A 25,603-nucleotide genomic window follows, 5' to 3' on the forward strand; every position below is an offset into this window, starting at 1 on the left:
TCCCCTACGCTAACGTTAATTGCTTCTTAACTCTACGATTTCTTTTACCAGTTCCGGATACATTGGCTGTAAATCCGCTCCTCTTCTCGGTTCCCGGTTCATGCTGCGTTCCATACTGTCATAATCGTTTTCAGGGTATAATTCGTATACGGTATCTTTTATAATTGATTCTTCATCGTCATGATTTTGGGCATACGCTTCATCAGCAACATACAAAAGACCTTCCGCCCAGCAGTCTCCGATATTAAAGCTATATTTCCCACTTACGAACGACTGAATATCTACCTTTATATCTTCAAAAAATTCTTTTCCTTTCAGCAGCAGCCAACATCTGAAGTATAAAAATCCGTCATCAGAAAGGTAATCATCAAATATATATGTTCCATTTTCATTCTTAAAATCACATTCAAGAATAATGGAAAGCTCGGCAATTTCAGCGGTATAAAGTTCACTCAGTTTTTCCTGAAGTGTTCTTTCAAAAAGAAGCATTCTGTCCTTTCCAAATCTGGACAAATAATCGGTCAGGTTTTCAATATGTTCATCAATGTCATACTCACTCCAGTGGGCTTTTTTATATTTGTTGGATTTTTCAATGGCTTCCCAAAAATAAATATCGGCTTTTTCATTATCCGACAGTTCTGCCTTTTGTGGAATTTCATCATTTTCCTGAATTTCCGTGTAGCCTTTTTTGATTTTTTGAACCATCAGCTTTTCAGACTCCTGAATGCACTCATTTTCGTCCGTATATTCTTTAACTGTTTCCCGGCCTTTAGTTCCGGTTTTTCCAAAAGATATTTTCTGTATTTTTCCGGCATACTCAATATTCCAAAACTTATCGGACAGCTCTTTCTGGTTGATAAAGTTCCTTTTCATAAAAATTGTGATGGTATTTTGTTCAAGAGGTGAAACTACAAAAAAAATCGTGGATTTAAAAAGTAAAGCACCTAACGATAAGCATTTGCAGTGATTTTTAGTAAAATTTTCATCTCAATACCTTCCTCTTAATTAATAGGTATTGTTCAGCCCTCCATCCAAAGGAATACTGGTTCCGGTAAGATAAGATGAATATTCCGATGCCAGAAAAGCAGCCAGATGACCATATTCTTCAGTTTTACCAAGTCTTTTCATTGGAATTTTATTTTCTCTGGCCTTTTTTATTTCTTCCTGGGATTTTCCTGTCTGCTGTGACTCATGGCTGATGAGATTCTGAATACGCTCCGTATCAAAATATCCTGTCAGAATATTGTTAATCGTGATCTGATGCTGTGCCACTTCATTGGATAATGTCTTTGCCCAGGCGATCACCGCTGAGCGGATAGAATTGAAAAGGGATAAATTATTGATCGGTTCTTTTACAGACAGTGAAGAAACATTGATGATCCGGCCGCTTTTCTGCTTGATCATATGGGGTAAAGCCAGTAAAGTTGTTTCACAAACCGTTTTAAAAAGCAGGTCAAATGCCTTCTGATAATCATCAGCATTTTTATCCAGTGCCAATCCAGGTTCCGGGCCATTGGTATTGTTAACCAGGATATCTATAGAATTATGGCGGAAATATCCGGAAACAATGGTTCTGTAGTCTTCAAAATTAGAAAAATCGGCCACCAGATACTGATGCTTCTGACCGGAATTGATGACAGGTAATGAAGACACCATCTTTTTAAGTTTTGCTTCATTGCGGGCCATCACCGTTACGTTAGCCCCACATTTGGCGAGCTCCAATGCTATTCCTGCGCCTATTCCCTGGGTAGCTGCGCCAACCAAAGCATTTTTTGAAGAAAGTTGAATATTCATAAGTGGATAATTATTCTGATTATTGCTCTATAAATGTAGCGAAAAAGCTTTACATTCTGAAGCAGTAAATCTTTAAATTCCAGCTCATATCAGTGTTAATTTACTGGGGTAATGCAGGCGGTAAAACTCTTTCCGGTTTTGTAGATAAAGTCCGCAGAAATGCCTCCAACTGGGCAATTTCTTGATCTGTAAGATCCAGCAGTCTCACAAAGCCTGATTTTTCAGAAGAAAGGGCAATTCCCTGATGAACTGTTGAGCGTTTTTGGGAATGTTCAGGATTTCCTCTGCTGTAAAACCCGATTACTTCCGTGAGTGTTGTCATAGAGCCATTATGCATCCATGGCCCTGTTCTTGATGTTTCACGCAGTCCAGGTACCCGGAATTTCCCGGCATCTTCCGGCTTTCCGGTCATCAGATAGCGACCCAGATCCTCTTCTTTTGATCCTAATAAAGAAGTTCCTACATTTTCAAACTGATTATTGGAAAAATAGCCGGAGCTGTGACAGTTCATGCACTGGGCTTTGGTCCGGAAAAGATGTAAACCCATGAGCTCTTCATCAGAATAAATATCTGTTTTTCCATCAATAAACTGGTCAAATTTAGAAGTTCCGCTCCTAATGGTTCGTTCAAAAGCGGCTATTGCTTTGGAAATTCTGTCCTTTGAAACCATTTTATCTCCAAAAGCTTTTTCAAATAACATTTCATAGCCTTTAATTTTCGCAATTTTTCCGGCTGCAAGATCAATATGCCCGTTCATTTCTCTTGCATCACGCATTGGCATTTCGGACTGCTCTTCAAGAGATGTGGCGCGCCCGTCCCAGAATAAAAACTGGGCATACGCTACATTCAGAATGCTCATCGCGTTTCTGATACCGAGCTGCCTGTCGTGTCCGAAAGAAAAGGTCCGGTTATCGCACCATCCCAATTCAGGATCATGGCAGGAAGCACAGGCAATCTGATTGGATCTGGAGAGCCGCGGATCAAAGAAAAGTGTTTTTCCAAGCAGTGCTTTATCTTCTGAATAGGGATTATCCGCAGGAAACGGAATTTCCGGGAGATGTCCGATTTCAGAAAAGTACGGTAAGGCTTCGGGATCCAGGATCGGTTTTGGCCATTTGGAAGAATCTCCGGACGAATATAATTTCCTCAATTCGGCAAGAAAGGAGGATTTCTCTCTGATTTCCTTCTGAACACTGTTGCTGAAACAGTTATTCAAAAGAGAAACGATAAGGAATGTAATTAATATCCAGCTCAGGACATTCTTCATGAATAGTAGAATTTTGACAAAAATAGGGAATCTGTTAAATACATTTCCACAACTGAAGTAAGATTCTGTTTTTCATTTAAAATTACAGTAAGTTTTACGAATAGTTTTTTATTAAACTCTAAGATAATATTTATTTTAAAATATCCAATGATCATCTTCGTTGCAGCTGATTATCAATAAAAAAAATCGCTAAAAAGCAATTGTGGCATAAATATTATTGTATATCTTATAAATACACCAGGATGGAAAATATGTTACAAAATATAGATCTCATACACCGGTATCTGTCTATTAGTATAACAGACCGGTTTTACTCAAATGTTGATCTGGAGGGTGAATATACCTTTACACAGAATATCGTCTCTAAAAAGACTATCATTGCTTCTACATTTACAAACAAAATACTGTTGTATCCTCAACTGAAATTATTTTTATCAGCACTCATTACTGAAATCAACAATGGAAAATGCACCGTTGATCTTATCCGTGAAAGAATCAGACATTTTGAGGAAATAAGATATCTGCCTGTCAGAAGGATCGTTTAAATTAAAAATAATCCCTACAGGTGCTGTAAGGATTATTCCATTTACTCTAAGGCTTTTGCATTTATATGACTTGATATTGTCTTATTCCTGTAAATATTTAGCCACTTTTTCTTCCAGATCATCAAGATTAAATGGTTTTGCCACATAATCGTCAGCCTGAGCTTCCTGTGCCAGCCTTACAATGTCATTGTTAGCTGTTACATAAATAACCGGGATTGATCTGAACTCTTCATGGCTCTTCAGAAGCTGGGTAGCCTGAACTCCTCCAATTTTTGGAATCCAGTTATCCATAAGAATAACATCTGGCTGAAACTGCGAAACTTTTTCCAAAATATCATGAGATGTTTCTGAAATTTCGACCTGATACCCATTCTCTTCGAAAATGATGGTAATGATCTCTAAAATAGTGGTATCATCATCAAAAATCAAAATTTTCTTTGTACTCATATTTGTTCTATTTAATCTTTTAGGGTTGTTTTTAATTTATTATTTACTGCTTATTGATATGATCTGCCAGAGTATCCGGCTTAATAATTAAATCACAGGAAACTTCCTGTAAGGCATGTCTGGGCATATAATCCACTTCAGCTGTCTCAGGCTCCTGGATCCAGACTTTTCCTTTATTTTTTTTAATGAATCCCAAGCCTTCCACTCCATCGGCATTGGCGCCTGACAGCAGGACACCCACCAGGTTTTTACCATATACTTCTGCAGCAGATTTGAAAGTCACATCAATGGATGGCCGCGAATAGTTCATTTTCTCCGAAAAATCCAGTGACATCATATGTTTGTTCTCAAAAAGAAGGTGATAATCCGCAGGAACTACATACACCTTATTGTTCTGAATTTCTGTTTTATCATCAATTTCCACCACTTCAATAGAAATAAACTGCTGCAGCAGGGTCTGCAGAATATTGGTTGAATAAGCTTTACGGTGCAGTATCAGAACAATAGGGAAACTAAGCTCATCTTTTAATTTTTTAAGCATTTCAAGAATGACCTGCAGACTTCCTGCAGACCCTCCTATCACCACTAATTCTGTTTTTGTGTTTTCTGTTTCCATGATCATGTTTTACATATGCTCTGTTTTCTTCCAGATTCGCTGGTCATCTATCTGATGGTAATTCCTGTCCAGTTTGGAAAATCTAAGGGTTTCTTTTGCTCCCAGTGCGAGATAACCCAAATTTTCAAGACTGTTGTCAAAAAGTTGAAAGACCCGCTCCTGCAGTCCTCTGTCAAAATAAATCAGTACATTTCTGCAGATGATGAGCTGAAAGCTGTTAAAAGAGCTGTCTGAAACCAGGTTGTGAGTAGATAAAATCAGTTTTTCCTGTAGACTTTTATCAAATCTCACACTGTCGTAGTTCGCGGTATAATAATCTGAAAAGTCTTTTTTCCCGCCGGATAAAATATAGTTTTCCGAATAGGTTTTCATTTGCTGTAAAGGAAAAACTCCTGAACGCGCGGTTTCCAAAACGGATGGATTGAGATCTGTACCGTAGATCAGTGATTTATGATACAGATTGGCTTCTTTAAGCAGTATAGCCATGGAATAGGCTTCTTCACCGGTAGAACAACCTGCCACCCAGATTCTGATCAGCGGATAGGTACCGAGCTGCGGCAGTATCTTTTCTCTGAGCGATTTAAAGAATTGCGGATCGCGGAACATTTCTGTAACATTCACCGTTATTTCTTCTACAAAGCGCTTCAGATACTCTGGATCATTGAGAATGGTATACCTGAGCTCTGCAAAGCTGGTAAATCTGTCAATCAGGCAGATACGGTTTACCCGACGCTTAAAGGAGGCTCTGCTGTACTCCGAAAAGTCATAGCCGTACATCTCATAAACATCTTTTATAAGGTATTCTACTTCTTCATCTTTTACAATACTGGGCTCTAACATTTTATGGAAGCTTTTCTATGGCTGCAATCAGCTGATCTACATCTATCGGTTTTGATACGTAATCCTGGGCTCCGGCATCAAGACATTTCTGACGGTCTTCCGGCATTGCCTGCGCTGTAACGGCAATTACAGGAATCTGGCTGATAGCCGGTGTATTTCTGATCATCTTTATCGCTTCATAACCGTCCATTTCAGGCATCATCATATCCATAAGGACAATATCTATTCCGTTTTCTTTTAAAACCTGAATAGCTGCCTGCGCACTGATACAGCTTTCAATCTGATATCCACGGGATTTCAGGGTGAGTTTGAGTGCAAATATATTGCGTGGATCATCGTCCACAATTAAAATTTTCTTTTTCATCATTTAACTTTCATATAGCCAGACACGCAGTAAGGACAATAACTGGTCAATATCCACAGGTTTCGAGATATAATCTGAGGCTCCTGCCTCAATACATTTTTCACGGTCTCCGATCATAGATTTTGCTGTAATGGCAATAATAGGAAGCCGTGTAAGAGCAGGCATTTTTCTGATCTCTTTTATGGTTTCATAGCCGTCCATTTCAGGCATCATCATATCCATTAAAATAACGTCTATATCTTTATGTTCTTTGATCTGCTGCAGGGCATGTTTTCCATCCATGGCAACAACGACCTCAACTTTATATTTTTCCAAAGCCTTGGTCAGAGAGAAAATGTTACGGACATCATCATCGGTAATCAGAATTTTTTTGCCGCTTAATACTTCAGTCAGTGATCCTAAAACTTTGTTCCTTGCCGTTTCAACAGAGTTATTTTTTTCTTCCACCAAATGCAGGAATAAACCTACTTCGTCTAAAATCCTTTCGTAAGAATGAGCAGTTTTTACGACGATGGAATCTGCATATTGCTTGATTTTAAGTTCTTCGGATTTGGACAGACTGTGTTCTGTAAAAATAATGATGGGCAGGTTTTCCAGGCCTTCATAGCTTTTGATAGATTCAATAATCTGATATTCATTCCCTTTTGAAGCTTCCAGGATAACGCAGTCTACATGGGATGATGTCAGGGCTTTCACGCTATCTTCAACATTATTTTCCACTGATAAGGAAATATTGAAATTACTCAGGAAGTAAGCCAGCGCACTGGCATGTTTAGCATTGTTTTCTACAATTAAGACCTTTTGCGGAGATTTCAGAAGGGCTTCTTCAATTTTCCTGAAAACATCGGTCATTTTATCGAGGGCCATCGGCTTATTTATAAAATCAATGGCTCCTTTCATGAGACTTTCTTTTTCAAGCTGCAATACGGACATTATATGTACCGGAATATGCCTGGTGACAGCATTGGATTTAAGCTCATCCATCACCTGCCAGCCGTCTTTCACCGGTAGCTGAACATCAAGTAAAATAGCCTGCGGATGATACTGAACGGCTGCGGATAACGCATAATCCCCTCTTACCACCACTACTCCTTTGTACTGGTTCATCCGGGCGTATTTGAGTAAAGCTTTGGCAAAATGAATATCATCTTCAACAATCAAAATCACCTTATCCTGTGCAGTTATTGCATCCCGGTCATCGTCTATGGCTTCCGGAATCGGCAATATCTCTATAGGTAAGGTTTGCTGGGATTCAGTATCTTCCAAAATATTCTGGATTTCTTCAACATCTTCACGGATGATATCCACCAAATGCTGGTCTGTTTCAGTCGGAGCTACTTCAGCTACAGCTTTTACAGGAATAATCAGGCTGAACTCGCTGCCTTCATTTACCTTACTTTTCAGGGTGAGTTCTCCTCCAAGCAGTCTGGCAATTTCACGGCTTATGGACAGTCCCAATCCGGTCCCGCCAAATCTACGGCGTGTTGAACCGTCTGCCTGCTGGAATGCTTCAAAAATAATGGCCTGCTTTTCTTCCGGAATTCCTATTCCGGTATCTTTTACAGTGAAAACAATAAAGTTTTTATTTTTAGGATCCTTTGCTATGTTCAGCGCAATGCTTCCTTCTGATGTAAATTTCAAAGCATTTGACAAAAGGTTACGCAGCACCTGGTCTACTCTTAGCCTGTCGGTCTCAATTGTATTTTCAACATCACTCTCGATCTGAATATCAAATTCGAGTTTCTTTTCCTGAACAACCGGATTAAAGAGGCTTTTCAGATCTTTCACCACATCATCAATCGCAACATCCTGATATTCCAGTGACATTTTCCCTGATTCTATTTTAGCCAAGTCTAAAATCTCATCAATAAGGGTGAGAAGACTGGTTCCGGAACTCTGAATAACTTTTGCCGATTCTATCTGATCTTCATTTAGGTTTTCATCTGGGTTTTCGCCCATTAATCTTGAGAGAAGAAGAATTGAATTCAGCGGGGTCCTCAGCTCGTGGGACATATTGGCTAAAAATTCGGATTTATACTTGGTGCTTAAAGCCAGTTCTTCTACTTTTTTCTGGATTTCGCTGTTTCTTTCTGCAATCAGGTGGTTCTTTTCTTCGAGCATTCTTGAACGTTCTTCCAGTTCGGCATTGGCCTGCATCAGTTCTTCCTGCTGTACTTTCAGCTCTTCTTCGGATGCCTGAAGTTTCTGGGTCTGGGCTTCCAGCTCGGTATTCAGGTTTTCCAGCTCGGCATGTTGTACCTGTAATTCTTCCGACTGCGCCTGGGTTTCTTCCAGGAGCTGCTGTTCTTTTTCGCGGCCTTTGGCTGCATTTAAGGCAATTCCGATATTACGGCTGCATTCGGCAAAATAATTAATTTTTTCTTCATCAAAATCTGATGTTGAACCTAATTCCAGTATCCCGATACAGTGGCCGTCCGCGTGAACCGGAAATAACAGTATGCTGTTAATTTTTATCCTGCTGCTGGCAAAGCTTACGGCAAAATTGTCTTCATTAAGGTTGTTGTAAACCTGCATCTTTTCATTGGCAAAAGCCTGTCCAACCATTCCTTCTCCCGGCTCGAAAGTTTTTTTCATGGTACTTTCCAGACCGAAAGCTGTACTAAGCTTAAGGATCCCTTCATCAAACAGGTATAAAGCACCATTGAGGCATTTACTATATTCTACAAGCTGGTTTAAAGATGCCTCAGAGACTTCTTTTACGGATTTATTACCTACCAGCGATTCATTGAGCAAAGCAAGGCCTTTCTGGCGCCAGTCACTTTTATTGATCTTCTCGAAAGATTTTTTCAGGGAATCGGTCATATGGTTCAGGGAATCTACAAGATCACCAAGGTCATCCTGCGAATGATCTACTGCTTTCTGGCTGTAGTCTCCATTGGCAACCCTGTTCGCTATCTGCTGAACAGCACTTACACGTCTGCTTATTTCGAGATCTTTGGATCTTAATTCTTTTTCCAGTTTGTCTCTCCGGATCAGATCTGCCCTAAGCTTAAAATAAAAAAATATAGTAACAATTACCGCAGCTATTGCCGAAACAACAATAAACATAACCGTTGTACCGGATGAGCGGTTGAGATCTTTATTTTTAATTTCAAGCTGGTTCTCTTCGTACTGTACAAAATCGCGGACGATCTGGCGGCATTTATCCATATAGCTTTTGCTCAGCAGGATCTGCTGCTGGGTCATGATAACACCATTCCGTCTGTTCTGGACAAACTGCTTTAAATTATCAATATTACTGTTAACATTTTTTTCCAGATCATGTAAACGATTCAACTGTTTCTGATCTGAAATATGTAAAGATTTTGCCCGTTCTATCGCTTTAGAATATTCACTTAAACTGCGGTTGTAAGGCTCCAGGAAACTTTCTTTTCCGGTAAGCTGGTACCCTCTGCTTCCTGTTTCTGCATCCAGTAATGCAACAAGAACGTCTTTTACGGCCGTTATTGATCTCCTGCTTTGTGAAAGACTTTCACGATGATCCATCTGTCTTTGAATGCTCAGATAAGAGGCAACTGAACTTGCAATAAGGATCAGTAAAGATAATCCGACCCCAAACTGAAGATTTCTGATTATTTTTTTCGGCATGAGAAATTTAGTTTAAAGGTAACGTGAAATAGAAAGTAGAACCTTCTTCTACTTTACTGGATACTCCTATGGTTCCGTGGTGCTGTTTGATGATTTCTGAGCAGATAAACAATCCTATACCCATTCCCTGAAACTGCAGCGAGGATTCCTCTACACGGTAAAATTTATGGAAGACAGCGTCCTGCTTAAAGTCCGGAATTCCTATTCCGAAATCGGTGACACTTACTTTTACTTCCTGCTTTTCTTCGTCTACAAACGTAGTGACTATAATCTGGTTATTCTGAGGAGAGTATTTGATGGCATTGGTAAGAAAGTTAATAAGAACCTGCTCTATGCGTACTTCATCCAGCGGAATCAGGATATCCGGATTTATACCATGCCGTTTTATTTTGACTTTATTTTCGTCATGAGTCTGGATAATGGTTTCAACAGCATTGCTTATGATGTTTTCAAGGCTGGTTGGTTTTTTGTTGATTTTAAGCTTTCCATTTTCTATTTTCGAAACATCCAGCAGATCAGTAATCAGGTTATTCAGTTTTTCGATCTGATCCTGAACCTTGCTCATAAAACCTGCTTCAGCACTTTGTTTATCGAGTTTTAATTTACGGTCCAGCAGCTGAACATAAGCTTTTATACTGGTCAAAGGTGTTTTCAGCTCATGGCTGGCGATGCTCAGGAATTCATCTTTTTCTTTTTCAACTTTTTTCTGATCATCAATATCGGTAAAGGTACCTACCCAGTTTTTCACCACATTTCCGTCGTTTACGGGGGTTATCCGCAAGAGATGATATCTGTATTCTCCGGAATCCACTTTTTTTATTCTGGCCTCTAGTTCGAGTGCCTGATTCTTTCTGCGGCAGCGCTCAAATTCTTCTCTGATATTAAGGTCATCGGGATGAACTTCGGGAAAATCCACCTCGGTATCTGAGTATTCGTACCATTTACAGTTGACAAATTCTATATTTCCATCTTCATTGAGTGTGAATGCAATCTGCGGCAGGGATTCCAGCATAAGCTGAAAGTGATCAATCTGGGATTTCATGGTCACCTGCGATTCACGTCTGCCTTTGACCTCGAGCTCCAGGCTCTGCTGGGTCTTTTTCATGGCAAGGTTCTGCTCCTGAAGATTGTAGAAAGTTTTAACTTTAAGCAGCAGAATTTCAGGATCTACAGGTTTTGTCACATAGTCCTTTCCTCCTGAAGCATATCCGCGGGTTATGAATTTCTTTTCGGTATTAACTGCGGATAAAAATATAATGGGAACTTCTTTTGTTTTGCTGTAGTCTGCCAATGTTTCGGCCACTTCAAAGCCATCCATGCCCGGCATCTGCACATCCAGAATAATAAGTGCATAGTTATTTTTTATGGCTTTACCTAATGCTTCTTCTCCGGAATTGGCTGTATCTACCTGGAAATCTTTAGATTCCAGCAGTTTTTTCAGTGAATAGAGATTGCTTTGGTTATCATCAACAATTAAGATCATAAGATGAATCAGTACTTTGGTTTATTTTTGCTTTTAAATACTGCCAAAAATACTCACAAAATTTCGAAAAACATTGATTTTTTAATCATTTTATGCCTACATACCACACATATACACTTATAAATTAATTTTTAAAAAGAATATTTATAAATATTTCCTTACACCCACAAAAAACATCAATATTTTCAGATAACAGGCAGTGAACAAGATATTTATCCAAAAAAATCTACGATGGTGAAAATTCTAACCATCCCCGCAATAAATCTGTGATATCTGCCAATGGAAAAGTCCCCGCCCGCCCATCAATTATAAAATACGGCTCATTAAAAACTGCCTTCAAAAAATGAAAGCAGTTTGTTTTTATAATGTTTTTAAGACGTTTTTGGCATTTTCATTAGCAGGATTTATCTTCAGTAATTTTTGATAGGTTTCTTTTGCTTTGTCTTTTTGTCCGGCCTTCATATAGGCTTCTCCAAGGCTGTCATAAGCATTTGAACTTCCGGAATATAAGGCTGTATTTAAACGGAAAACATCAATGGCTTTTGTGAAATCTTTTTTGTTGAGTAATGAATAGCCTACATCGTTCAGATAATTTTCGGAAAGAAGATGATGATTCTCTTCTTTGATTCTTGCTTTCCTGTAGGCTTCCAACCCTTCATCAAAATTTCCTTCAAGAATCATTTCCAAAGGCATTTTTTCATTATCACTTAACTTCGCACCCTGTCTGATTTTCCCATTGCGGAGAATCTGCAGCAGTTCTGACTTTCCTGTCTGGGTATTTTTCACCAGTTTAAGCTTAAAATCCCATTCCCGGACTGCGTAAGTATCTTTTCCTGTTTTTACAAGTTCCATAGGAGCTTCTGTATTGTTGATAGTCATCAGCTTTCCTTTTTCACGATAGATTTTGAAAAAACCGTAGGTATCATTTCCATAACGCCCGACAGAATTGAAATCTTCATTATTCAGTGGTGAAATTTTGTTAACCGGAGAATTAAATTCAGGCCAGTGATAAACTTCTGCAACCGAACGGGCAAGCTCCTCTACAAATTCAGGCTTGTTGGTATTGGTTAAAATTACAATCCCGTCACCGCTTGTTTTATTGGCTATAAATCTGCTTGAAAAGCCTTCGTTCCAACCTCCGTGATTGAAATAGATGTGTCCTTCCCTGTTTTCCAGAAAGACTCCCAATCCCATAAACGGATCAATAAAAGGGGTTGTAAATTCTTCAGCTGTTTTTTGTGAAATAATGGTACTGCTTTTACCGCTAAGGGTATTTTGGATATCAATTATAAATTTAGACAGATCTTCAGCGGTGGTCCATAAACCGGCAGGTGCCTGTTCAGGATAGATATGGTGTTTTCCGGCAACCTTTACACCTTCCTGGTTATAGGCCGTAGCCGCCAATTGGGCCTGGGCTTCAGACAGAGGCTGGGAAAAGGTACTGTTCTTCATGTTCAGAGGTATCAGTACTTTTTCGTTCATAACAGTGGTAAAGTCCTTCCCTTCTATATCCATCAGCATTTGCTGCATGACGCAGTACCCGCCACCTGAATAGCGAAAAGGTGTTCCGGGAGCTTTATCCACAAAAATAGCCGGAGTATTGGAGGGGCTTTGGCCATTCAGAAGCTGAACCAGCGTAGGAACAGGCTTATCGGGTTCGTATCCTGGGAAACCGCTCACTGTAAATCCAGCAGTGTGACTGGCTATATTTTTGAAACTTACCTTTTTTTGTTTTGTAAATTCATTTTCAGGAATTTTCCAGGATTTCATGTAGATATTCACGTCAGCATCCGGATTTATTTTCCCGGCTTCAACTTCAGCCAGTGCGGCATACACACTTACCGGTTTACTCATAGATGCTGCCTGAAACAGCGTTTGCGTATTCACCGGAACTTTGGATTCTACATCTGCAAAACCATAAGCTTTGCTCCAGATCACTTTGGAATTTTTAATAACCGCAATACTGACGCCGGGAATATTATAATGTTTCATTCTGGACTCTAAGGTCCAGAGGGCGTCGCCCTGGAAACGGACCGCGGGCATCAGCCCTGCCTCTACTTTGGAAATCTCGCTGTTCAATTGGGATTTTGTCTGTGCAGATACTGGAAGATAGGTCATTCCGATGATAAGCGCAGTATAAAAAGGAGTTTTGGTTTTCATTTTTATTTTGAAATTTAGTTTTTATACAAGAACAGGCGGAAAATGCCTGTTCCTGATTTTCTCTTTCAGATATTGATTGATGGACTACAACTTAACATAGTCCGATAATTATTTTTTTAACAGTATAGTCGTTGCTGTATTTATATACCCTGCATCCGACAGGTCTTTTAACTGAACCTGGGGAGAAAACCCCTGACCCACTTTAGAATATTCTTTTTTGGTGCGGTCTACTATATTTCCGGTTGTTAAAACAAGAAATGCCCCGTCAGAAAGTTTGTATTCCTGGTTTCCCGAGGTTAGTCCCATTGTATTCTGCCCGATTACCGTTGTATTCTTTTGACCGGCAAATGCAACGGTACAGAATTCTCCTGAGCTGGAGGTTTTCTTGCTGACCATTACTACAATAGGTTTTCTAATCCGTTGAGGAACTTTTTTAACATTAAAATGATGAACCAGCTGCTTACCTTCAAACAGGTTTCCGTCCTGGTCATATTCAAAAAACGAGTATTCCCCGTCTGCATCTACTGTTCCAATGGCATTCTGCTTATCCAGCATCGGTGACAGAGCTGCCAGCATCGGATAAAACATACCGCCGCCATTATCTCTGAGATCCAATATCCAGCCTTTGGGCTTCTGAGCATTCAGCTCTTCAATTTTCTGATAAAAGGTATTGACAAACTCATCCCATTCTGCGAAATGATAACAGGCAATTCCGGGAAGCTTAATATAGGCGATCTGATTTTCAATTCTCGCTTCAATAACAGGAAATTCCTGACCCGTAGCTCTGTAACCAAGGGTATAAGCCTGAACCATTTCAGGGGGAAAGAAATTGGAATGCGCGTCTTTCAGGGCTCCAAGAATATCTTTAATAAGCGGATAAGTATCTCTGACAGTATAAAGATTTTCAGCATTTTTACGTGAATCCGTATACAGCGAATCCCAGTTGATCCGATGTTTATTGACGGATTTAGCTTTCATAAGATCAAGAGCACTGATTACATAATTTCTGACACTATCGGTCTTCTGTGCATTGGCATTGATATGAATAAGGATCAGAAAACCAGTCATCAGAAAATAAAATCGTTTCATTGTTATCAATTGAGGTATGGTAAAGATAAACTTTTTCACAAATGAATGATTAACCTAAGAAAAACAATCATAAATCTTTTACGAAAGGTTAAAAAAATCAATAAGCTGGTTAGGCCGATATTTCAGCAGGTTCTTTAATTTTTCAGCCAGCTTAAACATTCCGTGATCTGTCTTTTGCTGATAAATACATCTGAATTGATTTCAGGAGCCGGAGCAAGCTTTAATTCCACCTTCTGGCTGGAATGTTTAATGATCTCAACAATAGCATTTTTATTGATGATAAACTTGCGGTTGATTTTAAAAAAAAGTTCCGGATTCAGTTTGTGGATGATGTCTTTAATGGTGTCATCATAAATATAGGTCCGGTTGTCGGTTGTTGTGAGAAAAAGATATTTTCCCGAAGCAAAAAAGTAAGCAGTATTATGCTCATCTATTGACTTCAGTTTATTTCCTTCGCGCACCATAAAATGATTCATCTTACCGGGATTTTCTGCCTGACGTAAGGTAGAAATAGACTGTAAGACAGGTACAGGATCGAAATTGGATCTTATGGAAATGAATTTCTGTAACGCCTGATGCAGATCATTCTCTTCAAAAGGTTTCAGAAGATAATCTATGGTGAAATGCCTGAAAACCCGTATCGCATATTCATCAAATGCAGTAATAAAAATAATGGGTGTAAAGAGTTCCACCTGCTCGAAAATCTCCAGACTCATCCCGTCTCCCAGATGGATATCCATAAAGATAAGATCTGCCGAATGGTTTTCGAAGAAGTCTATGGCCTGTTTTTTTGAACGGAGAACCACAGTTTCTGTAACAGGAACTATGCTTTGTTTATCCAGTAAATCTTTGAGATAATTAACAGCCAGTAATTCATCTTCTATAATGGCGATTTTCATAACATTACAAAAGTACAAAAAAACCGCTAAAACTATTACGTTCAAGCGGTTTCAGGGGTGTTAATATGAATGTTTTATAAAAGGGGGTTGTTCTTTTTGGCGCTCATTGGAAATTCTATCGTATATCTCACATCATTCTGCTGAAGAATATACTCCGCACCGTTGACGATATGAATGATTTTTTTCTGGTCTGCACGTCTTAAATCGAACCAGCGCTGTCCTTCCAATGCAAATTCTATGAATCTCTCATCCAGAATATAATTCATGAAGTCTGTACTGTTCATTGGGTTGATGGTAGTCTGAACTGCTGCATATCCTTCAGGATTATATCTGTTCTTTAAAACTTTAAGCAGCGTTTCTTTAGCCTCACTCAGCCTGTTCAGCTTCAATAATGCCTCAGATTTAATGAAATACATTTCCGCCGTTCTGAAAGACACTCTGAAATCTGAGCTTCCTCCTTTGATGACCTTGTATTTGCTTCCGCTCTTTTCAAAGTAAAGCCCAAATCTTTTGTCTGTTGTATTATTATATTTTGAGATCAGTTCCGGAGTGGCAAAGGATAAATTCTGTACGGAGCTGTTCATTGCATTGTCCAAAGCCAGGATAGATTCTACAGAAGCATAATGATTGGGTGCTGTAGCAGCTGTATTCAAATTGCTCAAATCTCCTTTTAGAGCAAGCACCTGGTCTGAATAGTTCAAAGCCTTGTTCCAGTCGCCCTGATAAAGAGCTGTTCTGGCCTGAAGTGCCTTCAATGCAACCTTTGAAAATCTGTAATGGATTCCGGACGGCTGCTTCTCCTCTACCATCAGTCCTTCCGCTTTTTCCATATCTGTGTGAATCTGGTTATAGACTTCCTGTACGGATGAAGGCTTCAATACCTGCTCAAGATCGATTTCGAGACTGATCGGAACTCCTCTGTCTGCAGATGCCGTAGCACTGTTGTACGGTTTTCCGTATAAGTTCACCATATCAAAATAGAGGTAGGCACGAAGAGCGTAGGCTTCAGCAAGAATCTGATTCTTTTCAGGAGAATCGGCCATTGTTTTGCTTCCTTCATTGATGATCTGGTTCAGATAAAAATTCACGGAATAAAAGCTCACCCACGGAAATTCTGTAGTGGCCTGATCTGTGTTTGAATCTTTCCACATGGCAATTTCACGGTAGGCAATAAAATCGGTACTGTTTTCGTCTATACTCACCTCATCAGTACGAAGAGCTGTTAAAGACTTATGAGCAGGATATTTTGAATAGGCTGATGTAAGTACTTTACGGTAGTCTTCAACGGTTATGGGAATAATTTTCCCTTCAGGCTGTATATCTAAAAAACGATCGCACCCGATACTGGAAAAACTTAATACGGCAAGTGCAATGAATGTTGTTATTTTTCTCATTTTTTTTCAAGTTTTAAAAAGAAACATTAAATCCTACGGTAACAGATTTGGTAATAGGCTGTGCATAAATATTACCATAGGTTTCGGGATCAAAATATCCTTTGTACCCATTGCTGAACACAAAGAGATTACGCCCTTCCACACTTAATCTGAGGCTGGAAATGCCCATAGGATTGGTAAATTCTTTCGGAAGCGTATATCCTAAACGGATGCTGCTGATCCTTACATAGCTGATCTCTTTTGCCCATACATCCAGAAGACTGTAGGCGTTGGAGCGGTTATCGGCAAACCATTTATTGCCCATCCATCCCGGATTGGATTCCATATCGGGACTCGTGATTCCCGGAAGTGTAGTTCCTGCCTGGTAGATATCTTTGGTATAGTTTCTTCCTCTGTCCAGATCCATTCCGCGGTAAGAAGGAGTCTGCATGACGGTCTGCTTCAGGTTGAAAGCCGCAGAAATCGTCAGGTCAAAGTTTCGCACCTTGAAGGTGTTGATAATTCCTCCCGTAAACTTCGGGTCTCTGTCTCCTATATAGGTGAAAAGGCCTCTCAGTTCAGCATTGGAAAGTTTGGTATCTACTAACTGGCCCGGAAGAAAATCTGCGTACACGTCATACAGCTTGAAGAAATCTTCAGCTTTTACTTTTTCATTGCCTCTCCAGAACATCGGGTTTCCGTTTTCGTCCATTCCTGCTGTTTTCAAAGCAAAAACAGCATTTACAGGAAGTCCTTCCCTGGAAGGAAGCAGGGCATTGTCGCGTGGCTGCTCACTGAGCACTCTGCTTTTATTATGTGCGAAATTGATGGTAGTGGTCCATTTGAAATTTTCCTTATCGATATTTCTTGTGGATAACGCCAGTTCGAAACCTTTGTTGGTCAAGCTACCCCAGTTCATCATCGTATATTCAAACCCGGTTTCGAGCGGCGTTTCTTTCATACTGATCATATCCGTCCCTTTTCTGCTGTAGACATCTGCGGTAAAGCTGATCCTGTTTTTCAGCATTCCCAGGTCAAGACCAAGGTTCATGTTGGTTGTTTTTTCCCAACGAAGTTTATCATTGGGCGGACTGATCACATTAATAATATTCTCTTTATTTCCCGGAAGAATAGTGGCATCAAAATATTCCCCGATAAAGAACGGCGACGTGTTACGGTCTATATTTCCCTGCAGACCATAGGAAGCTCTCAGCCTAAGGTTGGAAACAGCCGTAAGATCCTTCATGAAGTTTTCCTTCGTCACTAACCATGACCCTGAAACAGCCCATATCGGCAGGTATTTATATTTTTTATTAACTCCGAATAAATTGGTCCCGTCATATCTCACACTTCCAAAGAAAGTATATTTCTGGTCATAGGTATAAGAAACTGTCGCAAACATGGAAGCATATGCATTCTCAATTGGCGGCATTTCGCGGTAGGTTTCATATTTTCTTTCTGCTGCAAAACTTGATGTCGGGAAAACGATCGCTGTTGCTCTTCTGGTCGTACTGTCGTAACCGAAAGCTCTGGTTACGGTAGTATTATCGTCGGTTTTACGGATCTCCGTTCCGGCCATTAAATCGATTTCATGTACAGAATTGATCCTTGTGCTGTAGGCGGCCTGCAATTTCCAGTTGTATTGGAAAAAATCGTTATCCCAATTTTGCTTCACTCCTCCGTCAGGGAGAAAGTAACGGTATGCGCCATCTTTGTAATAGCGTGTCCCTTCTTTCATCTTTCTCGTAAAGTAGGTGTTTCCGGCAGCAAATTTCTCAGTTTTATTGCTGTCGTACTGCATCCCCAGCTGCGAGGTAATTTTCAGGTCTTTTGTTATTTTATATTCTAAATCGAATATGGCTTTTAATGAAAGGTTTTTCAGCGTATAGCTTGTATTATTCCTTTCTTCCAGGAAATTGAAAGGGATATATCTGTTCTCAAAACCATCGATATCCTGATCATATCTGTAGCTTCCGTCTGCATTGTAAGGCGTAAGATAAGGATTGGCGTTTCTTGAATAATTTATCGGGCTGATAGAAGCATCAGCATCTGTCACAAACGATTCGCGTTCACTGTGTGTTCCAAAAATAGAGATTCCTGCATTCAGCTTATCACTTATTTTATAATTGTTCTTTAAAGTCAGGTTATAGCGTTTAAAGCCTGTTCCTATCGTTGTTCCTTCTTCATCATAATACCCCAGGGAGAAATAATAATCCGACCGGTCGCTGCCTCCTGAAAGGCTTAATCCATATTGCTTGTTGATGGCATTTCTATAGAGCAGTTTCCCCCAGTCCGTATTGTTGTTTCTTAAACCGTCGATCTGCTGACGGGTAAAGGTATTCAGTGCACCCAGACCTCCGTTCCTGAAGGCATCAAGCTGGCTGTTCTTCATTAAAATTCTCATAACCTCTCCTTTGTCGGCACGATACGTAAGATCGGCACGGCTGGCAAGCATTAATTCAAGATCAACTTTTTCAGAGGCATTCAACAGATTCAGTCGGTCGAAATCAGGACGGGCCGTTACGAAAGTATCTGCTGAGAAATTCAGCTTCATTGCTCCTTTCTTTCCTTTTTTCGTCGTAATGGAAATGACTCCGTTTGCAGCTCTGGCTCCATAAATAGCTGTAGCCGCTGCATCTTTCAGGATGGTAATATCTTCAATATCGTTAGGATTAAGACCTGCAATAGAAAAATTCTGAAGCTGGTCAATATTATCTTTATCGCTGAAATTTGGAACGTCATTTCCTTCTAACGGAAGACCGTCAATCACCCATAGCGGATCCTGCGGACCGGAAAGAGAGGCAGTTCCCCTGATTCTGATTTTTGCAGGGCTGCCGGGAGCTCCTGTTTCCGGGGTCACCACCACTCCGGCAATCTGTCCTGCCATCATCTGATCCACACTGGCAACACCGGCCTGGCTGATATTATCCATCTTCACCGTTGAAACGGCAGAGGTCTGTTTGCGTTTTTCAATTTTCTGGTATCCGGTAATGATGACTTCCTGAATTTTATTTTTGTCCGAAACTTCAGGAATCAGTCTTACCGTATAGTTAGTCTTGTCTTCACTGATCTGAATGATCCGGGATTCATAACCGGGATAGCTTATCAGTACAGATTTGGTATCTGCCGGAATTTCAAGGATAAATTTTCCGCTTTTATCGGTTACCGTACCTACGGATACACTTTCAATAATTCCTTCAAGGTCGGTTTTGGTGGAAACAGACTGTGTTTCTATTTTTACGGACGCTCCTACAATAACACCGGATGTATTTTCGTCTTCAATTTTTCCTGTAATGGTTTTCTTTTCCTGGGCCAAAGCAATCTGAGCCGCCAAAAGAGGTAAAAGTATTAGAGTTTTTTTCATAGCTGATTATTTGTTTAAAGCCTCTTTTATCCGGATGATCAAGTCTGCATAATGAGCCCTGGAAGCTTCATCTCCTTTATTGTTAGTTTTATATAGTAAATTCAGTACTTTTTGCAGTTCCGCTCTTTTATACGTGGTTACTTCGGATACTCTTTTCATGGATGAATAGTTGATATTCCTGAGACTGTGATCTTCTTCATGGAAGTTGCAGATCATCGGAACGTTCAGTGTATTTTCAACTTTTAAAGCTTTGACTGCTGTTTTTTCAAATAATTTATTGACGGAAACAATTAAAGCATCTACATAGTTTTTCTGGGTCATCTTTTCAAGGATAGTTAAACTCCCTTTTTTGCTGAAAATGGCTTCACGAACCTGGTTGAATAAATTTTCTACGGTGTAGATTTCTTCTTTTGAGCCGGAAACTTCATGTTTTAATTCATTTTCGATCATTCTGAGCAGTCGGTCATCCATCAACAGGGAGTAAATATTCCCGTACTGCATTCCTCTTGCTAAAGTATACGGAGTCTGCTCGAATGGCCCCATCGGGGAATTTTTAACCGGATAGGTTTTCTCTGAAATCGGATTGAAAAACAACCATTCCGGAAGTTCTATTGCATTTTTAATCAGATAATCTACCGCTCTTTTCTGAGTTTCAGCAGGTACTGCCTCATAGGCTTTTTTATTGCTCCCAAAAACCGTCTGGTTCAGGTAAATGCCTCCTACATTGGCCATGACATGACCTGTGTAGAGATCCCACTGCCCTATTGCTCCCAGATAGAGCTTTCCGGCATCTGTATAGCTTTTTCCGTCTTCATAAGTCCATGTCAAAAGATTCTTTACAACGGTCTTTAAGTTTTTGATCCCGTATTCACCGGCTTTCATGGCATCATCGCCCAGATCTTCAGACTGTGAGCGTGGGTCTATAGTTTCCAGATAATTCTGCTGCTCTCCATAGAAGTACATGGGATCATCCTGATGCTTTTCTATTAAATTCCTGAGTGCTTTTTTCTCGGATATCCCGTCCGGATACCAACGGTAGCCCCATTCAATAGCATATTTATCGTAGACTCCGATTTTTGGAGTGATCGCTGTAACTCCATCTTCCGGCTGAGCAACGTAATTGTACCGTGCATAATCCATAATGGAAGGCGCAGTGCCACCCATTTTATCAGTGAATTCTTTTGAACGAAGTGACTCTACAGGAAATGCGAAGGACGCTCCCATATTATGTTTAAGTCCGAAAGTATGCCCTACTTCATGGGAGGATACAAAGCGGATCGCTTCACCCATATGCTCATCACTGAACTTATTCCCTCTGGCTTTCGGGTCTATTGGTCCTGTCTGAATTCTCATCCATTCCTGAAGAGAAGTCATCACATTATGCCACCATATGATATCCGATTCAATGATTTCACCACTTCTCGGATCCACTACCGACGGCCCCATCGCATTGGCCTTAGGTGAGGCAGCATATGTGATCACAGAATATCTTACATCATCAATATCAAAATCTTCATCTTTTTCATCAGGCATTTTGGCGATAACGGCATTTTTAAAGCCTGCCTTTTCAAAAGCGGCCTGCCAGTCATAGACACCCGCTATGATCTTTTCACGCCATTGTTTTGGTGTTGATGGGTCTATATAATAAACAATCGGTTTTTTGGGTTCTACCAGCTCACCTCTTAAGTATCTTTCTTTATCTTCATCTCTGGGTTCTAGCCGCCATCTGGTAATGAGCTGCTTTTCATCCATTTTCTGCTGACGGTCGTTGAATGTCCAGTGCTTTTCACTGAAAAACCCCACTCTTGAATCGGCTGTCCTTGGCTGCATCGGTATTTTGGAAAGCAGAACAAGATTGGTAGTTACCCCAAGAGTTACCGGAAGATCCACACCTCCTTCATTGACGGATGTTGTCAGTTGAGACTTCACCACAAGGTTCTGGGGAAAGGTTTTTACTTTTTCTATGTAGGAAAGGTTTGATTTTACGGATCCTCCAAGGCCTACATTGGCCAGAACATCGTTGAAACTTTTCTGATTCCCGTCAAAAATTTTGTTGACCTTAATGGCTACAGAGGTAGAATCGTTGTTCTGGGCCTCAATATCAAAAACCTCAATCACAGATTCTGAAAAATTATCTTTAACAGATCTTGTAATGGCATCGTTTTCAGGTGATGAAACCTGTGGAACCACTGTTTTCACCCAAATCTTCCTGGCTACTGTATCGCGGTGAAATGAAATGACTTTGTTTTCATAGTTCATTCCTTTATTCAATCCGGCTTCGTTTACCTGCATAGGAACCTGTGACAGTTTATTGACTACCAGAAACTGACGTCCCATCAGGCTGTCAGGAATTTCGAAATATACATCAGTTTTTACCTGAATGGTATTAAGAAGGCCTTTTTTGTAAGTTCCTTTTTTGATCAGATCATCAATTTTCTTTGTCTTCTTTGATGAAGAATCTGTTTTCTCAGATTTTTCCTTATCTGTTTTTAAGGTGTCTTTTTTCTGTGCAAGTGCTGCCGGTGAGGCTAAAGCGAGTCCTAAGTACAGTGCCAGCCTGTAGTTCTTCATTAAAATAGTCCTATTCATTCCAAATTATTAGATTTCCCAGTTTCTGCCCGCAAAACTATAGGTAAAGAAATAATATCAACATTAATAGGGAGTGAGAGGTGTATTTTTGGGAGTGAGTGGATTTCATTTTTTATTCCAATAAGGGCAAAAAGCATATGAAATATTCACCATCTACTGAAATATTAACAGAATTATTTTTAAAATAATCATAAACCTGATTCAAATAATCAATTCCGAATTTCTCGCCCTGCACATTTTCTTCTGTCTTTGGCTGCCATGTATTTTTAATACTGATTCCATTATGTTCCACGGTAATGACTATGTCTAAAGGATGATCTATGGTAGCAATATTGTGCTTAATAGCGTTCTCCACCACCATCTGAAGGGATAAATACGGAATCCGCTTTTCCAGACTTTGGGAATCATTGATGATCAGATCAAAAGTAAGTTCCTCATCAAACCTGCTTTTCAAAAGGTCCATATACTGTTGAATAAAACTGATTTCCTGGGCAACAGGAACTATATTTTCTCTTGGAGGTACAATAAGATATCGGTAAATCCTGGAAAGGTTCATGGTAAATTTCTGTGCATTCTCTTTATTGATCCCGATGAGCATATAAAGGGAATTCAGCGAGTTGAACAGGAAATGGGGATTGATGTTATTTTTAAGCTGCTGAAGCTGGTTCAGGGCTTCTGCTTTATGCATTTTCTCGTTTTCAATCAACAGGAAATTTTTTTCAGACTGCATTTTTTCCTTTTCCCGGTACGCCAGAGCCGTAGATCTTTGAAACAGTATAAAAACAGTCACAATAAGAAAAAGAGCGGCCAGAAAGATGTAGATGGTGTAGGTCTTTGTTTTGTTAACACTTTCATCGATCAGGAAATTCACATGGTTTACCACTGTATATCCATCAAAGTTATCGGTCTTTAACGGCTTTATGAAGCGGGTTACATCTACATTCAGATATTCGGAGACCGTATTTCCTTCTGTATATCCTGCTTTTGTGTTACCTGCTAAGGTATCTTTTGGTTTGATGTTGGTAAACTCAAAAATATTTCTGCCTAAATATTTCTTTTCAGGATGCGTAATGCAGATCCCTTCTTTGGTGAAAACATAGGCATAATTATTCGGTGTTTTATCTAGATTAATGAAATATTCGTGAAGATCGTCCAGGCTTACCGCAGAGCCGTAATAAAGCCGGTCTTTACTGGGGAGCATAAGAGAGTCATAGCTTATCCAGTACATGCTGTCTTTACGGGTAGTGAGAAAATCGCTGAAATGTCCGGAGCCCTTATTTTCTATCCTTACATATTTCCCTTCTTTTTCTTTCTTTCTGAAGAGGTAAGATAAAGGGCTGCTGCTCTCAAATTTCCCGGAAGTATGGTCATAATAGGAATACCAGCTGTAAGGCAGCAGGTTCCGTTTTCTATTAAGATCATTTAAAACGGAGGAATATTCTTTATAGTTTTTCAGACCGTCTTTCTGAATCAAAGCTCTAAGCAGGTACTGATAGTCTTCTATGTTCCTGAATTCTTTTTCTATGGTTTCATATTTCCGAAAAAAAGTTTTCCGTGCAAATTCTTCATTATTTTTCCGGCTGTCATGAGTAATGAGAACGCTCAGAACGGCAAATGCGGCGGCGGCAATTAAACAGGTAGACAGAACTGCTATATAAATAGATTTCTGAGATACTATGTGCTTAAAATTAATATTCAATTCTTATGATTATTTTTATACTATTGATTTAATAATCATATTAATATTTGTTGGTTTCTGTTTTAAACGAAGACTGCTGTTGATCCGAGTAAACAAATTTTATTTGATGGTCTTTTTTGAAGCTCTCAATTTCACTGCGGATTCCTTTTAAGAATATAGGGTACGAGCAGCAATATAAAAAAGTAGTTCCATTAGAATTCTAACGGAACTATTTGACAGCTTTGGTTTCGCAATGCAAATATAAGAAATGATTATGAAAGGTTTACTTTTAAATAATGTCCTCAATAATTAATCTGAATTTGAGATAGAAAATACCTGAAACACCACTGTATTCTTAAATCACAAAGGCAAGCAAAGTAGATTTTTGGGTATGTTATTAAGGAAACAAGGGCATCTCATTCAGCAAGGTAAGACCATATATTTTCCTGTATTGCTTACCAATAAGTGAAACAGCTCTGTTTATCTTCAACCGAATGCTTTAAAGCTTTGTTGATCCTTGCGTTTATTTAATCCTTATCCTGAATTCAGGTTAACTAATCAAAAGACTTACGGAATTTCAGTGGACTCTGTTCGGTTTTTGTTTTAAATAATTTACTGAACGATTGAGGATGTTCAAAACCCAGTCCGTAAGCAATTTCACTTACTGATAAATCCGTAGTTGATAATTGATCTTTTGCTTTTGAAATTAATTTTTCGTGGATGTAGTGCTGTGTATTCTGACCTGCCGTTGAGCGGAGCATATCACTAAGATAACGAGGAGAAACATTCAGTTGTTCCGATAGGTACTGGACACTTGGCAGTCCTTGGGCTAATGCAGTTTCTTTGTTAAAATAGTCTTCCAGCAGGTTATCCAATTTCGCAATCATTTCATTATTTATCACTTTTCGGGTAATAAACTGCCGATTGTAAAAGCGGTTACTGTAATTCAATAACAGATCTATCTGGCTTACCAATACATCCTGGGTATACTGGTCAATATTATTATTGAGTTCTGATGCGATACTTTCGAATAAACCATCAATGACCTTCTGTTCCTTGTCTGAAAGAAATAGTGCTTCTGAAACCGAATAAGAAAAGAATCCGTATTGATTAATAACTTTCGCCAATGGATAATTCCTGATAAAATCGGGATGAAAATAAAGTGAATATCCTTCATATCCGCCTGCATCATCAGAAGAAATAACTATCTGTTGTGGTTTCAGGAAGGCTAAACCACCGCCTTGAAAATCATAATGCCCCTGACCGTATTTTACCTGACCGGTAAAACTTGTTTTAAATGAGATTTTATAAAAATCAATCGCAATTTTCTGTTGGCTACTGAAAGGCTTTACTGCCACATCATCATAGTTCACCAATGCAATAAGTGGATGCGATGGCGACGGCTGCTGAAGGTAATACATCAGCTCGGATATGTTTTTAAAATTCAGCACTGTTGAGCTTATTGGTTTCATTTCGTTATATAAAT

General features: G+C 39.5%; 18 protein-coding genes. 1 reads left to right on the top strand and 17 read right to left on the bottom strand.

Features of this window, described 5'->3' with window-relative positions:
- Positions 1 to 15 precede the first annotated feature (15 nt).
- The 3 genes from J4Q03_RS04465 to J4Q03_RS04475 form a co-directional block, all read right to left on the bottom strand.
- Positions 16 to 873: a DUF4240 domain-containing protein gene (locus tag J4Q03_RS04465; protein ID WP_426047005.1), complete on the bottom strand. Its 858-nt coding sequence runs from the start codon at positions 871 to 873 to the stop codon at positions 16 to 18.
- 132 nt (positions 874 to 1,005) lie between these two features.
- The gene (locus J4Q03_RS04470) at positions 1,006 to 1,794 is read right to left on the bottom strand and encodes an SDR family oxidoreductase (RefSeq protein ID WP_426047006.1); all 789 of its coding nucleotides are present in this window, start codon (positions 1,792 to 1,794) and stop codon (positions 1,006 to 1,008) included.
- A gap of 100 nt (positions 1,795 to 1,894) precedes the next feature.
- Entirely contained in the window at positions 1,895 to 3,061 is a 1,167-nt protein-coding gene (locus J4Q03_RS04475; RefSeq protein ID WP_426047007.1) for a cytochrome-c peroxidase, read from the bottom strand.
- Between the two features lie 242 nt (positions 3,062 to 3,303).
- Here J4Q03_RS04475 and J4Q03_RS04480 point away from each other — a divergent pair, with 242 nt between their 5' ends.
- A complete protein-coding gene (locus J4Q03_RS04480; RefSeq protein WP_426047008.1) occupies positions 3,304 to 3,606 on the top strand; it encodes a hypothetical protein in 303 nt (100 codons plus the stop codon).
- An 81-nt stretch (positions 3,607 to 3,687) separates the two neighbouring features.
- Here the strand turns inward: J4Q03_RS04480 and J4Q03_RS04485 are convergent, their stop codons facing one another.
- The 14 genes from J4Q03_RS04485 to J4Q03_RS04550 all read right to left on the bottom strand — a co-directional run bounded on the left by J4Q03_RS04485 (position 3,688) and on the right by J4Q03_RS04550 (position 25,589).
- Positions 3,688 to 4,053, bottom strand: coding sequence for a response regulator (locus tag J4Q03_RS04485; protein WP_426047009.1), 366 nt, complete (start codon positions 4,051 to 4,053; stop codon positions 3,688 to 3,690).
- A gap of 43 nt (positions 4,054 to 4,096) precedes the next feature.
- The gene (locus J4Q03_RS04490) at positions 4,097 to 4,669 is read right to left on the bottom strand and encodes a chemotaxis protein CheB (RefSeq protein WP_426047010.1); all 573 of its coding nucleotides are present in this window, start codon (positions 4,667 to 4,669) and stop codon (positions 4,097 to 4,099) included.
- Positions 4,670 to 4,678: 9 nt separating this feature from the next.
- The gene (locus tag J4Q03_RS04495; protein ID WP_426047011.1) at positions 4,679 to 5,509 is read right to left on the bottom strand and encodes a CheR family methyltransferase; all 831 of its coding nucleotides are present in this window, start codon (positions 5,507 to 5,509) and stop codon (positions 4,679 to 4,681) included.
- A 1-nt stretch (position 5,510) separates the two neighbouring features.
- Positions 5,511 to 5,876 (bottom strand): response regulator, encoded by a 366-nt coding sequence (locus J4Q03_RS04500; protein ID WP_426047012.1) that lies wholly within the window; start codon positions 5,874 to 5,876, stop codon positions 5,511 to 5,513.
- On the bottom strand, positions 5,877 to 9,482 hold the full coding sequence (locus J4Q03_RS04505) for a response regulator (RefSeq protein ID WP_426047013.1): 3,606 nt from the start codon (positions 9,480 to 9,482) through the stop codon (positions 5,877 to 5,879). It abuts the gene before it with no gap.
- 7 nt (positions 9,483 to 9,489) lie between these two features.
- Positions 9,490 to 10,965 (bottom strand): ATP-binding protein, encoded by a 1,476-nt coding sequence (locus J4Q03_RS04510; RefSeq protein WP_426047014.1) that lies wholly within the window; start codon positions 10,963 to 10,965, stop codon positions 9,490 to 9,492.
- 360 nt (positions 10,966 to 11,325) lie between these two features.
- Entirely contained in the window at positions 11,326 to 13,125 is a 1,800-nt protein-coding gene (locus tag J4Q03_RS04515) for a serine hydrolase (protein WP_426047015.1), read from the bottom strand.
- Positions 13,126 to 13,233: 108 nt separating this feature from the next.
- A complete protein-coding gene (locus tag J4Q03_RS04520; protein ID WP_426047016.1) occupies positions 13,234 to 14,214 on the bottom strand; it encodes a S41 family peptidase in 981 nt (326 codons plus the stop codon).
- A gap of 134 nt (positions 14,215 to 14,348) precedes the next feature.
- The gene (locus tag J4Q03_RS04525) at positions 14,349 to 15,113 is read right to left on the bottom strand and encodes a LytR/AlgR family response regulator transcription factor (RefSeq protein ID WP_426047017.1); all 765 of its coding nucleotides are present in this window, start codon (positions 15,111 to 15,113) and stop codon (positions 14,349 to 14,351) included.
- Between the two features lie 74 nt (positions 15,114 to 15,187).
- Positions 15,188 to 16,507 (bottom strand): RagB/SusD family nutrient uptake outer membrane protein, encoded by a 1,320-nt coding sequence (locus J4Q03_RS04530; protein WP_426047018.1) that lies wholly within the window; start codon positions 16,505 to 16,507, stop codon positions 15,188 to 15,190.
- A 13-nt stretch (positions 16,508 to 16,520) separates the two neighbouring features.
- The gene (locus J4Q03_RS04535; RefSeq protein ID WP_426047019.1) at positions 16,521 to 19,850 is read right to left on the bottom strand and encodes a SusC/RagA family TonB-linked outer membrane protein; all 3,330 of its coding nucleotides are present in this window, start codon (positions 19,848 to 19,850) and stop codon (positions 16,521 to 16,523) included.
- 6 nt (positions 19,851 to 19,856) lie between these two features.
- Positions 19,857 to 22,439: a zinc-dependent metalloprotease gene (locus J4Q03_RS04540; RefSeq protein ID WP_426047020.1), complete on the bottom strand. Its 2,583-nt coding sequence runs from the start codon at positions 22,437 to 22,439 to the stop codon at positions 19,857 to 19,859.
- A 112-nt stretch (positions 22,440 to 22,551) separates the two neighbouring features.
- Complete coding sequence (locus J4Q03_RS04545) at positions 22,552 to 24,138, bottom strand: histidine kinase (RefSeq protein WP_426047021.1); 1,587 nt, start codon at positions 24,136 to 24,138, stop codon at positions 22,552 to 22,554.
- A 533-nt stretch (positions 24,139 to 24,671) separates the two neighbouring features.
- Positions 24,672 to 25,589: a helix-turn-helix domain-containing protein gene (locus J4Q03_RS04550; RefSeq protein WP_426047022.1), complete on the bottom strand. Its 918-nt coding sequence runs from the start codon at positions 25,587 to 25,589 to the stop codon at positions 24,672 to 24,674.
- Positions 25,590 to 25,603: the final 14 nt, after the last annotated feature.

Source organism: Chryseobacterium sp. NFX27 (assembly GCF_049887855.1).
In the GTDB taxonomy this organism is placed as follows: Bacteria; Bacteroidota; Bacteroidia; order Flavobacteriales; family Weeksellaceae; genus Chryseobacterium.

Excerpts from the sequence above, each read along its gene's own strand:
- J4Q03_RS04465 (WP_426047005.1), bottom strand. The coding sequence starts at position 873 with ATGAAAAGGAACTTTATCAACCAGAAAGAGCTGTCCGATAAGTTTTGG.
- J4Q03_RS04470 (WP_426047006.1), bottom strand. The coding sequence starts at position 1,794 with ATGAATATTCAACTTTCTTCAAAAAATGCTTTGGTTGGCGCAGCTACC.
- J4Q03_RS04475 (WP_426047007.1), bottom strand. The coding sequence starts at position 3,061 with ATGAAGAATGTCCTGAGCTGGATATTAATTACATTCCTTATCGTTTCT.
- J4Q03_RS04480 (WP_426047008.1), top strand. The coding sequence starts at position 3,304 with ATGGAAAATATGTTACAAAATATAGATCTCATACACCGGTATCTGTCT.
- J4Q03_RS04485 (WP_426047009.1), bottom strand. The coding sequence starts at position 4,053 with ATGAGTACAAAGAAAATTTTGATTTTTGATGATGATACCACTATTTTA.
- J4Q03_RS04490 (WP_426047010.1), bottom strand. The coding sequence starts at position 4,669 with ATGGAAACAGAAAACACAAAAACAGAATTAGTGGTGATAGGAGGGTCT.
- J4Q03_RS04495 (WP_426047011.1), bottom strand. The coding sequence starts at position 5,509 with ATGTTAGAGCCCAGTATTGTAAAAGATGAAGAAGTAGAATACCTTATA.
- J4Q03_RS04500 (WP_426047012.1), bottom strand. The coding sequence starts at position 5,876 with ATGATGAAAAAGAAAATTTTAATTGTGGACGATGATCCACGCAATATA.
- J4Q03_RS04505 (WP_426047013.1), bottom strand. The coding sequence starts at position 9,482 with ATGCCGAAAAAAATAATCAGAAATCTTCAGTTTGGGGTCGGATTATCT.
- J4Q03_RS04510 (WP_426047014.1), bottom strand. The coding sequence starts at position 10,965 with ATGATCTTAATTGTTGATGATAACCAAAGCAATCTCTATTCACTGAAA.
- J4Q03_RS04515 (WP_426047015.1), bottom strand. The coding sequence starts at position 13,125 with ATGAAAACCAAAACTCCTTTTTATACTGCGCTTATCATCGGAATGACC.
- J4Q03_RS04520 (WP_426047016.1), bottom strand. The coding sequence starts at position 14,214 with ATGAAACGATTTTATTTTCTGATGACTGGTTTTCTGATCCTTATTCAT.
- J4Q03_RS04525 (WP_426047017.1), bottom strand. The coding sequence starts at position 15,113 with ATGAAAATCGCCATTATAGAAGATGAATTACTGGCTGTTAATTATCTC.
- J4Q03_RS04530 (WP_426047018.1), bottom strand. The coding sequence starts at position 16,507 with ATGAGAAAAATAACAACATTCATTGCACTTGCCGTATTAAGTTTTTCC.
- J4Q03_RS04535 (WP_426047019.1), bottom strand. The coding sequence starts at position 19,850 with ATGAAAAAAACTCTAATACTTTTACCTCTTTTGGCGGCTCAGATTGCT.
- J4Q03_RS04540 (WP_426047020.1), bottom strand. The coding sequence starts at position 22,439 with ATGAATAGGACTATTTTAATGAAGAACTACAGGCTGGCACTGTACTTA.
- J4Q03_RS04550 (WP_426047022.1), bottom strand. The coding sequence starts at position 25,589 with ATGAAACCAATAAGCTCAACAGTGCTGAATTTTAAAAACATATCCGAG.